General features: G+C 52.9%; 13 protein-coding genes. 10 read left to right on the top strand and 3 right to left on the bottom strand.

Annotated features, from left to right (window positions below; genetic code table 11):
* Window positions 1-312: 312 nt before the first annotated feature.
* The 6 genes from XYCOK13_RS15910 (at window position 313) to XYCOK13_RS15885 (ending at window position 6,346) form a co-directional block, all read left to right on the top strand.
* Entirely contained in the window at window positions 313-1,362 is a 1,050-nt protein-coding gene (locus XYCOK13_RS15910) for a lactonase family protein (protein WP_213413225.1), read from the top strand.
* Between the two features lie 162 nt (window positions 1,363-1,524).
* The gene (locus XYCOK13_RS15905; protein ID WP_213413229.1) at window positions 1,525-2,943 is read left to right on the top strand and encodes a DHA2 family efflux MFS transporter permease subunit; all 1,419 of its coding nucleotides are present in this window, start codon (window positions 1,525-1,527) and stop codon (window positions 2,941-2,943) included.
* A gap of 30 nt (window positions 2,944-2,973) precedes the next feature.
* Complete coding sequence (locus XYCOK13_RS15900) at window positions 2,974-3,564, top strand: TetR/AcrR family transcriptional regulator (protein WP_213413224.1); 591 nt, start codon at window positions 2,974-2,976, stop codon at window positions 3,562-3,564.
* Between the two features lie 243 nt (window positions 3,565-3,807).
* Window positions 3,808-3,999 (top strand): hypothetical protein, encoded by a 192-nt coding sequence (locus tag XYCOK13_RS15895; protein ID WP_213413223.1) that lies wholly within the window; start codon window positions 3,808-3,810, stop codon window positions 3,997-3,999.
* 45 nt (window positions 4,000-4,044) lie between these two features.
* Window positions 4,045-5,763 (top strand): ABC-F family ATP-binding cassette domain-containing protein, encoded by a 1,719-nt coding sequence (locus XYCOK13_RS15890; RefSeq protein ID WP_213413222.1) that lies wholly within the window; start codon window positions 4,045-4,047, stop codon window positions 5,761-5,763.
* 172 nt (window positions 5,764-5,935) lie between these two features.
* Window positions 5,936-6,346, top strand: coding sequence for a DUF350 domain-containing protein (locus tag XYCOK13_RS15885; protein WP_213413221.1), 411 nt, complete (start codon window positions 5,936-5,938; stop codon window positions 6,344-6,346).
* 18 nt (window positions 6,347-6,364) lie between these two features.
* Here the strand turns inward: XYCOK13_RS15885 and XYCOK13_RS15880 are convergent, their stop codons facing one another.
* Window positions 6,365-6,784 (bottom strand): hypothetical protein, encoded by a 420-nt coding sequence (locus XYCOK13_RS15880; RefSeq protein ID WP_213413220.1) that lies wholly within the window; start codon window positions 6,782-6,784, stop codon window positions 6,365-6,367.
* A 142-nt stretch (window positions 6,785-6,926) separates the two neighbouring features.
* Between XYCOK13_RS15880 and XYCOK13_RS15875 the strand changes: the two genes are divergently transcribed.
* Both XYCOK13_RS15875 and XYCOK13_RS15870 read left to right on the top strand, forming a co-directional pair.
* Window positions 6,927-7,907: a Gfo/Idh/MocA family protein gene (locus XYCOK13_RS15875; protein ID WP_213413219.1), complete on the top strand. Its 981-nt coding sequence runs from the start codon at window positions 6,927-6,929 to the stop codon at window positions 7,905-7,907.
* A gap of 270 nt (window positions 7,908-8,177) precedes the next feature.
* Entirely contained in the window at window positions 8,178-9,701 is a 1,524-nt protein-coding gene (locus XYCOK13_RS15870) for an ABC transporter substrate-binding protein (RefSeq protein WP_244865201.1), read from the top strand.
* Window positions 9,702-9,870: 169 nt separating this feature from the next.
* Here the strand turns inward: XYCOK13_RS15870 and XYCOK13_RS15865 are convergent, their stop codons facing one another.
* On the bottom strand, window positions 9,871-11,169 hold the full coding sequence (locus tag XYCOK13_RS15865) for an alpha-glucosidase/alpha-galactosidase (RefSeq protein ID WP_213413218.1): 1,299 nt from the start codon (window positions 11,167-11,169) through the stop codon (window positions 9,871-9,873).
* A gap of 128 nt (window positions 11,170-11,297) precedes the next feature.
* On the opposite strand from XYCOK13_RS15865, the gene XYCOK13_RS15860 reads away from it, so the two are divergent.
* Window positions 11,298-12,161, top strand: coding sequence for an AraC family transcriptional regulator (locus XYCOK13_RS15860; protein ID WP_213413217.1), 864 nt, complete (start codon window positions 11,298-11,300; stop codon window positions 12,159-12,161).
* An 80-nt stretch (window positions 12,162-12,241) separates the two neighbouring features.
* Entirely contained in the window at window positions 12,242-12,580 is a 339-nt protein-coding gene (locus tag XYCOK13_RS15855; protein WP_373314425.1) for a hypothetical protein, read from the top strand.
* 89 nt (window positions 12,581-12,669) lie between these two features.
* On the opposite strand, the gene XYCOK13_RS15850 is transcribed toward XYCOK13_RS15855, so the two are convergent.
* The gene (locus tag XYCOK13_RS15850; RefSeq protein WP_213413226.1) at window positions 12,670-12,987 is read right to left on the bottom strand and encodes a winged helix-turn-helix transcriptional regulator; all 318 of its coding nucleotides are present in this window, start codon (window positions 12,985-12,987) and stop codon (window positions 12,670-12,672) included.
* Window positions 12,988-13,118: the final 131 nt, after the last annotated feature.

Genomic DNA, 13,118 nt, shown 5'->3' with positions numbered 1-13,118 from the left:
GAAAGCGAAGTAAGCTAAGACTAAAAGGAATATCCATTAAATGGATAAACGCGTCGATTTACTGCAGCCGTTTACTTTTTAGCTCCACGACGGAAAGTTCGCCTGTAATATTTTTACACATCTTGTGGTTACGTACTTTGTTAGCATTGATGCAAGGCTAGTGGAAATCTTGGTCTTATAGGCCCGCGAACAGCTGCCTGCCCGGAATATACATCGGCTTCCGGCTGCAGCCTTGCCGGAAACGCCGGAGCATGGCACAGACGAGGAAGCCATTCACCATTCAACCATTTACAAAACAGGAGGAGAAAGAAAATGGGACAACTTTTGGATCAAGTGATTGTGGGGAGCTACGCGCCGGCATCTGAGGAAGCGATCACGTTATACCGGTACAATGCCGAAGCGGGTACGCTGGAAAAGACAGGAGGCATCTCCGGCATCGAAAGCGCGTCGTTCCTCGCTGCGGATGCGGAGCGCGGATTTCTGTTCGCCGTGAGCGAGACCGCTAACGGCCATGTCGTTTCATTCCGCAAGCAGGCGGACGGCACGTACGCGGAAACTAGCCGACAATCCAGCCACGGCGACTATCCCTGCCATTTGACGCTGGATGCGTCGGGCGATTGGCTGCTTGCGGTCAATTACATGAGCGGCAACGTGCTGGCATATCCAGTTGCGGCGGACAGCAAGCTCGGCCCGGCCTCCGATGAAGCGAAGCATGAAGGCTCGAGCGTGCGGACCGACCGGCAGGAGGCGCCCCATGCCCATTCGGTCTTCGCGATTCCGGGCACCGACCTGTATCTTGTGAACGACTTGGGCACGGATACCGTCGTTACATACAAGCTGGATCGCGCGTCCGGCAAGCTGGCGAAGCAGGCGGAGATGAAAGCCGTGCCTGGAGCTGGTCCGCGCCATCTGGCTTTCCACCCTACATTGCCGATCGTGTATGTGCTGAATGAGCTGGACGCAACCGTAGCAGTCTGTGCGCTGGATCGGGCGACAGGCAAGCTGGAGCGTCAGCAGACAATCTCCACGCTGCCCGACGACTTCTCCGGCGACAACCTGTGCGCGGAAATTCAAGTGTCTGCCGACGGCCGCTTCGTGTATGCTTCGAATCGCGGACACGACAGCATCGTCACGTTCCAAGCGGCAGCGGATGGCAGCTTATCCACGGTCGGCTTCACCCCTTCCGGCGGCAAAGTGCCGCGCAATTTCACGCTGTCGCCGGATGGCCGTTACTTGCTGGCTGCGAATCAGGAATCGCATCTGCTGGCCGTTATGGCTATTCAAGACAACGGCATGCCTCAGCCGACCGGCAACACCTACTCGGTAACGAAGCCGGTTTGCGTGCGATTTGGCAAAGCCTGATCCAGCAACTATAAATAATTGGTAAAGACTATTGACTTCCGGACAATTGTCCGGTATTTTTTTATATATTGCGGACAATTGTCCGCGAGAAAAATATAGAGATAGCGAGTAAGGGAGGAATATACTTTGGCAGGAGCAGGAGTAGGGCCCAAAGCGGCCGAAATTGATGTAAGCAAGTTGAAACGGGGGCCAATCGTCGCGGCGCTCATCATAGGGGCATTCGTCGCGATTTTGAACGAAACGCTGCTGAATATTGCCTTCCCGGACCTGATGGTGCAGTTTGGCATCACGGAGGCGACCGTGCAATGGCTGGCGACCTCATACATGCTGGTAGTGGGGATTCTCGTCCCGATCACGGCGCTGCTTCAGCAGTGGTTTACGACCAGACAGATGTTTCTCGGGGCGATGACACTGTTTTTGATCGGAACGATTATTTGCGGAATCTCGCCGGCTTTTGGCGTCATGCTGTTCGGTCGTATCGTTCAAGCAATCGGCACAGGCTTGATGCTGCCGGTATTGATGAATACGATTCTGCTTATTTTTCCGCCGGAAAACCGCGGGGCAGCGATGGGAATGATCGGTCTCGTTATTATGACGGCGCCGGCGATCGGGCCAACGATATCGGGCTTGATTGTAGATACGCTTAATTGGCGCTGGCTGTTTTTCCTCGTCGTGCCGCTGGCGATTTTTTCGATCTTGTTTGCCGCATTCTTCTTGAAAAATGTAACCGTACTTACAAAACCGAAGGTGGATTTCCTATCGATTATTTTGTCCACCGCCGGTTTTGGCGGCATTGTGTACGGCTTCAGCAGCGCGGGTGAGCATTCCTGGTCATACCCGCTCGTCGGCTGGACGATCGCCATTGGCTCGATCAGCTTGCTGCTGTTTATTTGGCGGCAATTGGTCGTTCGCGAGCCGATGCTGGATTTGCGGGCTTTCCGTCACCCGATGTTCGCGCTTGTTACCGTGCTGATGCTGGTCATCATGATGAGCATGTTCTCTACGATGATCATGCTGCCGCTGTTCCTGCAAAATGCGCTTGGCATGACAGCGCTCGCTGCGGGCCTTGTGCTGATGCCGGGCGGCCTCATCAACGGGTTGATGGCGCCGATTGCAGGCAAGCTGTTCGATAAGTTTGGTCCGCGCATGCTGGTCGTGCCCGGGCTCGTGCTGATGGCGCTGTCGATCTTCCTGTTCTCGCGCATCGAAGCGACCTGGACCGGCGGATACATTATCTTCCTACACGTAATGATGATGATCGGCATTTCGATGGTCATGATGCCGGCGCAGACAACTGGGCTGAATCAGCTGCCGCGTCAGCTTTACGCGCACGGCACTGCGATTATGAACACATTGATGCAGGTGGCGGCAGCCATTGGTACGGCTTTGTTCGTCAGCGTCATGTCCGCAGGCATGAGAAATTACACAGAGACCACCGGGGACTTGAGCCCGGTTTCCAGTATGGTGGCTGGTCTGCACAGCGCTTTTATGCTGGGCTTCGTGCTAGCATTGATTGCTTTCGCCTTAAGTTGGTTCGTGAAGCGCACGGTTTCTCCATCCGAGGAAAGTCAAAAGGTATAATGGCGACGAATCGTATGAAGGGGGATGTCCATGTCTGACTTGAATGAAAAGGATGAAGTCACGATCAAAATTCTCGATACGGCTCAAACTTTGTTTCAAGAATATGGCATAGAAGATGTCTCCATGCATCAAATCGCACAATCATCCGGCATTGGCCAAGGCACGCTGTATCGCCGTTTTCCGAGCAAAAATATGCTGTGCCTTTCTCTGATGAAAAATAAGTTCGAGCGTTTTATGAGGGATACGGAAGCCTATCTTCGAGAAGCGCGAGATGTGCCGGTTGTTCAGAAGCTGACTACTGTGGTCACCAGATTGGTGCTGCTGGCTGGCGAGGATCTGGAATGGATGAAGCAAATTATGCGGACAGACCGGCTGCGGGACACGAAAGTAAACTGCTTCGAGCTGCCGCCCTTTGTCTTCATCCGCAATCATGTGGAGCATCTGCTGAAGGAGGCTGAAGCAGCGCATAAGCTGAAGCCGGTGGACCCGTTTTTTACGGCTAGCATGATTGCCACCTCCTTGACGCCGGAAATGATTACTTACTTGAACGATCAAGGGTACAGCATGGAGGAGATTGCGGAGCGCTATTGTCAAAGCTTCATCCACCCTTTGTTTAAGTAATTCAATCTGTTACAAACCAAACCCGTTCCATCCATGACGGAAGTTAGCCGAGCACAAGAAGCTGTTAGCGGCGATCCCAACTTCCGTTCGCGATTGGACGGGTTTTTTTTTCAATCCCGATCCGTTGACTTTCCTATGCGGGATTCCTATAATAAGTAGAAGTCGGCAAGCAAACCCCGACAATCTGGAGAAAGCGAGGACATAGGCGGATGTGGAACTAATCCTGTGGAAGCTGGATAAGACTTGTACAAATACGAGCAATCGTCCAGACAGGATTGGTATGTCCAAATCAACGCTTATGTCACAGACCGGATACGGGGATGTCGCATCCCTCTGCATGCCGAGAGCGTCGGCAGCGGACTAGCGGATCGGCAGCAAGCCCGCCGCGGGAAAGGCTATGCCTTTTCTAGCGGGTTCGGCGTGCACATAATTTGAGATTACATGACATCACCGCCTCTCTGGACCAAGGGAGGTTTTTTTATGCTGTTATTGGAAGCGGAGCGCATTGAGAAATTTGTTGGCGAGCGCAAGCTGTTCGCACTGGAGCAGCCGTTGAAGCTGTATGCCGGCGACAGGCTCGGCATTGTAGGAATGAATGGCGCGGGCAAGTCGACGCTGCTGCACGTGCTGGCAGGCGAGACCGAGCCGGATGCGGGCAGCGTGCATAGCCACGGGACGGTATCGCTGATGAAGCAGTGGGGGGACGATGCCGGCGACTGGAGCGGAGGAGAGGAGACGCGACGCCGATTCGCTGAAGCGTATGCCATGCAGGCGGATGTGCTGCTTGCGGACGAACCGACCTCGCATCTCGACCTTCCGGGCATTGAGGAAGTCGAGCGGATGCTGCGGGACTACTCCGGGGCAGTAGTCCTCATTGCCCATGACCGGCAATTGCTGGATGCAGTTTGCACACGTATTCTGGAGTTGGAAGAAGGAAAGCTGAAGCTCTATACAGGCAACTACTCGGAATACTTGGAAATGAAACAAATCGAGCGGGATCAAGCGTGGTTGGCATATGAGAAAAAGAAAGCCAAGCGGGACCAGTTGATCGAGGCGATAGAAGGCAGGAAGAAGAGAGCGGGGCGAGCCGTCAAGCCACCGCGGTCAAGCAGCAGCTCGGAGGCGCGTATGGGCAAGGATTACTTCGGCAGCAAGGCGGCAAAGCTGGAGAAAAATGCAAAGGCTCTAGAGCGCCGGCTTGAAAAAATGGGGGAGGCGGAGAAGCCCCGGGAACTGCCGGAGGTGCGCTTCGACATCCATGCGAGCCGCCCGATTCGCGGCAAATCGGCGATTCGCATAGAGGACCTGACACTTGCTGTGCCGGAACGAAGGGAATCTCTGCTGGATGCGGCCGATTGGCAGCATGCTGCGTCAGGCGAGATGCGCAGACTGTTGGGAGATACAGAAGAGGGGAGGCATAAGGGGGAAGAACGCGTCAGAGTTCTTTTGCGCCACCTCACTGTACACATTCCGCCTGGCGCCAAGGTCGCGATTATGGGAGCGAATGGGACAGGCAAGTCGACCTTGCTGAGCGGCATCGCACAGGGCTTGGAAGGGATTCGTCTCGCAGGGAGCGCAAAGGTTGGATATTTCCACCAGAAACTCAAGCTTTTGCAGGAACAGGCTACTGTGCTGGAGAATGTGATGGAAGGCAGTGATTACCCGGAATCGATGGTTCGGACCGTTCTGGCCAGGCTGCTGTTCAAACGGGAGGATGTCTGGAAGAAGGCGGCGGTGCTGAGCGGAGGGGAGCGCGTGAAGACGGCGCTGGCCAAGCTGTTTCTGGGAAGCTACAATGTGCTTCTTCTGGATGAACCCACGAATTATCTGGACATCCGGTCGAGGGAAGAACTGGAGCAAGTGCTCAAGGTGTATCCGGGAACGATTCTTCTGGCAACGCATGATCGCAGGCTGGCTGAAGCTTTGGCGGATCATGTGCTGTATATGGAAAACGGCAAGTGGACTTGGCATGACGGAACCTATTCGTCCTTTCAGCAGCGTGCTGTGAAGCGGACAGTGACCAACACAGCTGCAGATGACAGGCAGCGCAACGAGGAGGAATTGATGCGCCTTGAGCTGGAGCTTCATGTGGTGCTCGCCCGCTTGTCCGTACCGGCAACGGATGAGGAACAGGCAGAGATGGATGCGCGATTCCGTGAGCTGACAGCCCGTATTCGGCAGCTTCGGGAAGGATCGTGATTACGGCCTTTCCAGGGAACCTGGGGAGTTCATGCGAATGGTTGGAACCAGACACGCGTTGTGACCGTAGTAAAGAGATGGAGTAAGTTGGAGGCCCCGCGTCTGCTCATGCATGTTCATGCAGGCGCCGGGCAGTCTGACCAATAGCGATTGTCGATGGGAGGACGCGCGCATGCAGACGTTTTGGAGCAATCCTTACGTAGAGACTGTTTCCTTTTACACAGTGGCCGTCATTTCGATCTTGATCAGCCTTGCGGTGTTCGAGCTTGTCACCAGCTACAAAAACTGGGAACAAATACGGAACGGCAATCTGTCCGTTGCGATGGCTACCGGCGGGAAGGTGTTCGGGATAGCGAATATCTTTCGGTTTTCCATCGAGCATAACGATACGGTATGGCAGGCGCTGCAGTGGAGCGGAGTCGGTCTGGCGCTCTTGCTGACAGCTTACTTTATATTTGAATTCCTTACTCCGCGCTTTAAGGTGGATCAAGAGCTGGAGAGGGACAATCGCGCTGTGGGGCTGATCGCCATGAGTTTGTCGGTAGGGGCGTCTTATGACATCGGAGCCAGCATCATGGTTTGACAGGCAGTCGCCGGCACTCTATTTCCTTCCGAATACAAGGATGCCAAACAGCATCGGGATGATCATGATCAAGCCTACCGTTAAGGTAGGAAACGGGAACAACGAGCTATAAATTGAAGCCAACTCGCCGCTGATGGCTGCGATGATGAAGGGGATGGCGGACTTGGCCTTGTCGAGTCCGGGCTTGGCATGATACATGGCATCCCAAACGGTATACACGTAAAAAGGGGCATAGAACAGCATGTTCTGGTAATCTGTCACGGCTATGGCTTCCTGATGGTGCCCCATAAAATCCAGGTGAATGGCCTGATTGATGTGGCCGGTATGGTTGTCGAAATGCTCGAAGATGACGAACAGGAGACCCTTGAATATTTGATTGTTGTAGAATTGTCCAAATCCCGGCATGAACATAGAGAACAAAGCAGCAATTACACGCATTAGGCATATCCCTCTTGATTGAAATGATGACTCTAATATTCCAACATTTGCACAGTTTATGTAAAATAAAGACATCTTTTTTTTCTGCATACAGGTTCACATTAGGTAAACAGGCAGGAATGACGGAACGGAGGGACAGACAGTGGGAGAAACGGTCAGGTGGGGCATCATCGGCTGCGGCGACGTCACAGAGGTGAAAAGCGGCCCCGGCTTTCAAAAAGCGGAAGGCTCGGAATTGGTTGCAGTCATGCGGCGAGATGCGGTGAAGGCAAGAGACTACGCGGAGCGGCATCAGGTTCCGCGCTGGTATGATTCGGCCAATGACTTGATTCGTGACAGCGAAGTGGATGCCATATATATTGCGACACCCCCCGCGTATCACAAGGAATACACCATCGCCGCAGCCCTGGCAGGGAAACCGGTTTACGTCGAAAAACCGATGGCGCGTAACTACCAGGAATGCCTCGACATGCTGGAAGCTTGCGAACGATCAGGCGTGCCCCTGTTCGTAGCCTATTACCGCCGGGCGCTGCCCCGTTTCCTTAAGGTGAAGGAGCTTCTTGACCAGGGAGCTATCGGTGAAGTGCGATTTGTGACGACTCGGCAAACCGCGCCCCTGGAACTCGCTGAAGGCGATGAGCTGCCCTGGCGACTTGTGCCTGAGCTTTCGGGCGGGGGGTTGTTTTTTGACTTGGCAAGCCATACTCTTGATCTGCTCGATTTCCTGCTCGGCCCGATTGTGTCGGCGTCAGGCATCGCTACGAACCAGGGCGGGCGCTATGCAGCCGAGGATACGGTGACAGGGGTGTTCCGCTTTGCATCGGGTGCACACGGCACCGGAACCTGGTGCTTTGCTGCAGATGAACGAGAGGACATGAATGAAATTGTGGGAAGCAAGGGAAGGCTGCTGTTCTCCACCTTCGGGCATGAGCCGGTCAAGTGGAAAAGCGCCGACGGAGTGAGAGAGTTTCCGTTTGAAAGGCCTATGCACATCCAGCAGCCGCTCATTCAACAGATTGCGGACCAATTGCGCGGGCGTGGCGCCTGTGTGAGCATGGGGGAAAGCGGGGCCAGGACGAATTGGGTTATGGACGAACTGACGAAACGGCGGGATGAGGAGTGATCATACAGACTCCCGCGTTCCGCTATTCAAATATTGGAATAATGAGAAAAATCAGTGCTTTTGAGATTACAAAGTTACATATTTATGCTACGTTCGTCCATATCTCTTTTGTATGGATTTTTATATAGTTAGAAGCATAGACGGTAAAGCGCTTTATGAAAACGCTTTACGAAAGCGCTTTATGAAAACGCTTTACATGGGTTGGGCTATGACCGGTTATCCGGATAGCATACAGATATAAGACAAAGAATCATTAGGAGGTCGAAGCAATTGAAAAAGAGTATGTTATCCCTATTTATTCTCGTGCTGGCCATGTCCATGGTACTTGCGGCGTGCGGCGGCGGGAACTCGACAGGCAGCGGCAACGGCGGCAACACGCAAGGCTCCGAAGACGGAACGAATGGCGGCGGCTCATCTGGCTTGGATTTTGTAGAATTGGCTATGGTTATGCCGGGCAACAAGCAAAAGGATCACGATGAAGTGATGGGTAAAATCAATGAGCATCTGAAAGAAACGATCAACGCATCGCTTGACCTCCAGCTGATTGAGTGGGGGCAATGGGATGAAAAGGTGAATCTGATGATCGCCTCCCGCGAACCGATGGACATTTTCTTCACTGCGCAATGGTCCAATTATTCTGTTAACGTTTCCAAAGGCGCGTTCATGGATTTGGGCGAACTGCTGCAGACGGATGCTGGACAAGAAATTGTCAATTCGCTAGATCCGGCGTTCTTGGAAGGCTCCAAGATCAACGGCAAGAACTATGCTGTTCCGACGAACAAAGAGCTCGCTTTCCAAGGCGGTATCGTCTATCGTACGGACATCGCTGAGGATCTCGGACTGGATATGTCCACCGTACAGACAGTAGATGATCTTGAGCCGATTTTGAAAACAGTCAAGGAACAAATGCCGGAAATCATTCCGTTGTTCGTCAGAGAAGGCGATGGCATGACACATCTGGCCAACTACGACTTCCTTGGCGACGGCAACGTGCCAGGCGTTATACTGAAAGATCAAGACGACACCACTGTCAAACCGCAACACGAGTTTGACATCTATAACAAGCACTTGAAGCTGGCGCGCGAATTCTTCCTTGCCGGCTATATCAACCAGGATGCAACGACAACGACGCTTTCGACTCAAGATGCGCTGAAGGCAGGCAACGTATTTATGACCTTCCAGCCGCTGAAGCCGGGCAAGGATGCAGAATTGGCGAGCGCAACTGGATTGACAGGCAAGCTGAAGCAAATTGAGATGACAGAACGTACGATTGCTACGTCCGAGACTGCCGGTTCGATGCTGGCGATTTCCTCCACTTCCGAAAATCCGGAACGCGCCATGATGTTCATCAATCTGCTGCATACGGACAAGTACTTGAACAACCTGCTTAACTTCGGCATCGAAGGCAAGCACTATTCGCGAGACGGCGAAGTGATCTCTCCAACCGAGAGCACCAACGACTATAACCTGGGCGCTGCATGGATGCTTGGCAACCAGTTCCTGAACTATGTTTGGGATTCCGAAGATCCGCAAAAGTGGGAAGAGTTCAAGAAGTTTAACGAAGGCGCCAAAGTTTCGCCGGGCCTCGGCTTCACGTTCAACTCCGAGCCGGTGAAGAACGAAATTGCCGCTCTCGTCAACGTGAAGAAGGAATACAACCCAGCGTTGGAAACGGGTGCCGTAGATCCGGATGAGGTGCTTCCGAGATACATTGATAAGCTGAAAGCTTCCGGACTCGACAAAGTCATCGAAGAAAAGCAAAGACAATTCGATGAGTTTCTGGCTAACAAATAAGGTGACCGAATAGGCGATAGCGTCTAACGATCATAGGAAAGGAGCTGTCTCCCGTTATGAACGGCGAGGCAGCTCCTTCTTTCTTGGCATGTCAGTGCGTAAAAGCTGTCCAGACAGGTCTGTCAGTAAGGCCATGGGAACCGCGCGCAAACGTCAGGTCTGGCAAGCTTTACTTGTATGCTGGCAGCCAGTCTCCATGCGCTTCGATCAGATCGTCGCAGAGGGACACAATCTCGTCCATGGACAGCTCTGCGGAAGTATGCGGGTCCAGCAGCGCAGCATGGTAGATATGCTCGCGTTTTTGCGAGATCGCCGCTTCGATGGTCAGCAGCTGGGTGTTGATGTTTGTACGGTTCAGCGCTGCCAGCTGCGGCGGCAAGTCCCCGACGTAGGTCGGCGTAATGCCGTTGCGGTCTACCAGGCAAGGGACTTCAACGCAGGCTTCCTTGGGCAGGTTCGGGATCAGCCCGTTGTTCATGACATTGCCGCCGATTTTATAAGGCTGCCCGGTTTCGATGGCTTCAAAAATATAGGAAGCATATTCCTCGCTGCGGCAATGACTCAGATTATTGTTGTTGACCAGCTCCTCGCGCATGCTGGCCCACTTCTCGATCTGCTCGACGCAGCGTCTGGGGTATTCGTCCAGAGGAATGTTGAATCGATCAATCAGCTCCGGATAGTTGCGCTTAATAAAGTAAGGGAAATACTCCGCATTATGCTCAGACGATTCGGTCACATAATAGCCGAACTTGAACATCAGCTCGAAGCGAACCATATCATGGTGAATTTCTTCTTGCTTCTCTGCCGCTCTGCGCTTGATTTCCGGGTACAGATCCCGCCCATCCTTGGACACTTCCAGCAGCCAGGCCATGTGGTTGATGCCCGCGATTTGCCATTTAACCCCTTCCGCATCCATGCCGAGATGCTCGAACAACCGGGGGACACAGGCTTGCACGCTATGGCATAGCCCGACTGTATGGACGTGGCCATAGGTGTTCATCACATTCGTAAGCACGGCCATCGGGTTGGTATAGTTCAGAAACAGCGCGTCAGGGCACACTTCGTTGATATCGCATGCGAAATCCAGCATAACCGGAATGGTCCGCAGATTGCGGAATATGCCGCCGATGCCCAGCGTATCCGCAATTGTTTGCCGTAAGCCGTATTTCTTGGGAATTTCAAAATCCGTGATCGTGCACGGATCATACCCGCCGACTTGGATAGCATTAACGATGTATTTGGCACCGCGCAGCGCTTCCTTGCGGCTGGAATAAGCCTTGATGGCGACGCTGCTGCCTAATGTACGCTTCAGATTGAGCAGCATCTGCTCTGAATCTTTCAGTCTCACGGGATCAATGTCAAATAAGGCAAATTCGAAATCCTGGAGCGCGGGGACCATCATGCTGTCGCCCAATACATTCTTCGCAAAGACGGAGCTGCCCGCCCCTAGAAATGTAATTTTGGACATGTCTGACTACCCTCCTGTAAAATATAAAGATAGTTGTACTATAACGGAAGAACTGCATGAATAGAATGGAATGAAGCAATCCCCCTATGGATATTTGTAGCATGTATCGAATCAAGAGAAGGTGAGGGATGCGTGTGGCTCAGGATCACAAAAGCTTCGAGGTGGCTCTGAATCCGGCGCCGGCTATCGGAGAGCTTTCGGTTTTGTTCAGCGGGCAAGGCGAGCCGGTGGGCGGACACAAGATCGGACCAGCCGTTCACGAGTATTTTTTGATTCATACGGTTTATGGAGGGAAGGGGACACTTGAAATAGCGGGCCATACTTATTCCTGTACGAAAGGCGATACCTTTGTCATCTTTCCGGATTGGCTGGTCAGTTATGAATCGGACAGGGAGGAACCGTGGCGCTATGCCTGGGTGGGCTTCACCGGACATTATGCAAAAACGTTTTTGTCCTCGCTCGGGATTACGCCGCAGCATCCGGTCGTGGCGCAATGTGATCTGCTTCGGTTGGAAACGTATTATGCCCGCATTCGCACGAGCTTCAACAAACATGTGCACACGCAGCTTGAAGATACGGAATCTTCCGGATGGTTTCGCCTGCTCCTCTACGAGCTGGGCAAAGCCAATGCGGATGCCATAGCCAAGACTCAGCAGCAGGCGGCGTCGGGCCGGTCGGTAGAGCAGGCGATTCGCTACATGTCCTTGCAGTACGCCAATCCGATATCCATTGAGCAGATCGCGGCAGACCTTGGCTACCATCGCGTGCATTTGTCCAAAATCTTCAAGCAAACGACCGGGCTTTCGCCTGTGCAATATTTGTTCCAAATTCGGATGAAGAAGGCGGAGGAGCTGCTTAGAAGCTCGTTGACGATAGCACAGGTAGCGGCTTCAGTCGGCTATCCGGATGCCTTGTACTTCTCCAAGCAATTTCGCAAGTGGAAGGGGATGACCCCTTCCGAGTTCCGCAAGGAACGGAAGGACGGAATATGAAATTTTTGCCGGAGATTGGTATAACTTGACTCCTTCTTGGTGATATTATCCACTGAATAAGACAGAAGGAGGGTCAGTCCATGATTATGAATGCACAAGCAAGCAACCAGCTCAGACAATGCGAGCAGACGATTCAGCAGTTGATGCAGCAAACGCAGCAGTCTACGCAGATGTACCAGCAAATGCTGCAGCAAGAACAGCAAAACGCGCAGCAGCTGGAAGAACTGGCAAGACGCGAGCGCCAAGCGGTTCAGATGATTCAAACGGCTTTGCAAGGCCATCAAACCGCGATGCAGCAAATGCAGCATGCGGCGCAAATTTGCCGCCAGTTGGAAGGCGTTATGCAGCAAATGCAGCACATGCCGATGCAGCAGGGCATGCACCAGTCGGGCGTGTATAACCAAAGCTTTACGCAGTAGAGACTATACACAAAGAAGCTGCCGATGGCAGCTTCTTATATTTCGCTTTCGGTTGTTACTGTATCTAGTGAGCTGTTCGCTCGTCTCTGTCATGGCGCAGGCATCCAGCGTTCTCCCCAAGCCTGAATCGCCTCGATTACTACTCTCAGATCCTTGCCCTTCGGCGTCAATTCGTATTCGATGCGCACCGGGGTTTCCGGATAGACGTTGCGCACGATGATGTCCAGTCCTTCCAATTCCTTGATTCGGTCTGTAAGCATCTTGTCGCTCATGTTCGGAATTTGCTCCTTGATATCCTTGAAGCGCTTCGGCCCGTCGAGGAGCACGCGAATAATCAGACCTGTCCATTTCTTCCCGATAATGTCAATCGAGGATTCGTACTTCGGACACATTCTGGAGAAGTCCATTTCCGAGATCACCCTTTCTCTGTTCAGCCGTGCCGTTGTTGGCTGCTGATGACCAAGCAAAGCTGTTATATGAATGCATTCGCATGCCAAGTTATTCTCCTAATCGACATCTTTCACACTTTTGTTATCGT

The sequence above is a fragment of the Xylanibacillus composti genome (genome assembly GCF_018403685.1).
In the GTDB taxonomy this organism is placed as follows: Bacteria; Bacillota; Bacilli; order Paenibacillales; family K13; genus Xylanibacillus; species Xylanibacillus composti.
This window is presented reverse-complemented; position numbering and strand designations above follow the sequence as displayed.

Coding starts and splice junctions, on each gene's coding strand:
- XYCOK13_RS15900 (WP_213413224.1), top strand. CDS start 2,974: ATGTCTGACTTGAATGAAAAGGATGAAGTCACGATCAAAATTCTCGAT.
- XYCOK13_RS15865 (WP_213413218.1), bottom strand. CDS start 11,169: ATGTCCAAAATTACATTTCTAGGGGCGGGCAGCTCCGTCTTTGCGAAG.
- XYCOK13_RS15855 (WP_373314425.1), top strand. CDS start 12,242: ATGATTATGAATGCACAAGCAAGCAACCAGCTCAGACAATGCGAGCAG.
- XYCOK13_RS15890 (WP_213413222.1), top strand. CDS start 4,045: ATGCTGTTATTGGAAGCGGAGCGCATTGAGAAATTTGTTGGCGAGCGC.
- XYCOK13_RS15860 (WP_213413217.1), top strand. CDS start 11,298: ATGCGTGTGGCTCAGGATCACAAAAGCTTCGAGGTGGCTCTGAATCCG.
- XYCOK13_RS15850 (WP_213413226.1), bottom strand. CDS start 12,987: ATGGACTTCTCCAGAATGTGTCCGAAGTACGAATCCTCGATTGACATT.
- XYCOK13_RS15885 (WP_213413221.1), top strand. CDS start 5,936: ATGCAGACGTTTTGGAGCAATCCTTACGTAGAGACTGTTTCCTTTTAC.
- XYCOK13_RS15880 (WP_213413220.1), bottom strand. CDS start 6,784: ATGCGTGTAATTGCTGCTTTGTTCTCTATGTTCATGCCGGGATTTGGA.
- XYCOK13_RS15910 (WP_213413225.1), top strand. CDS start 313: ATGGGACAACTTTTGGATCAAGTGATTGTGGGGAGCTACGCGCCGGCA.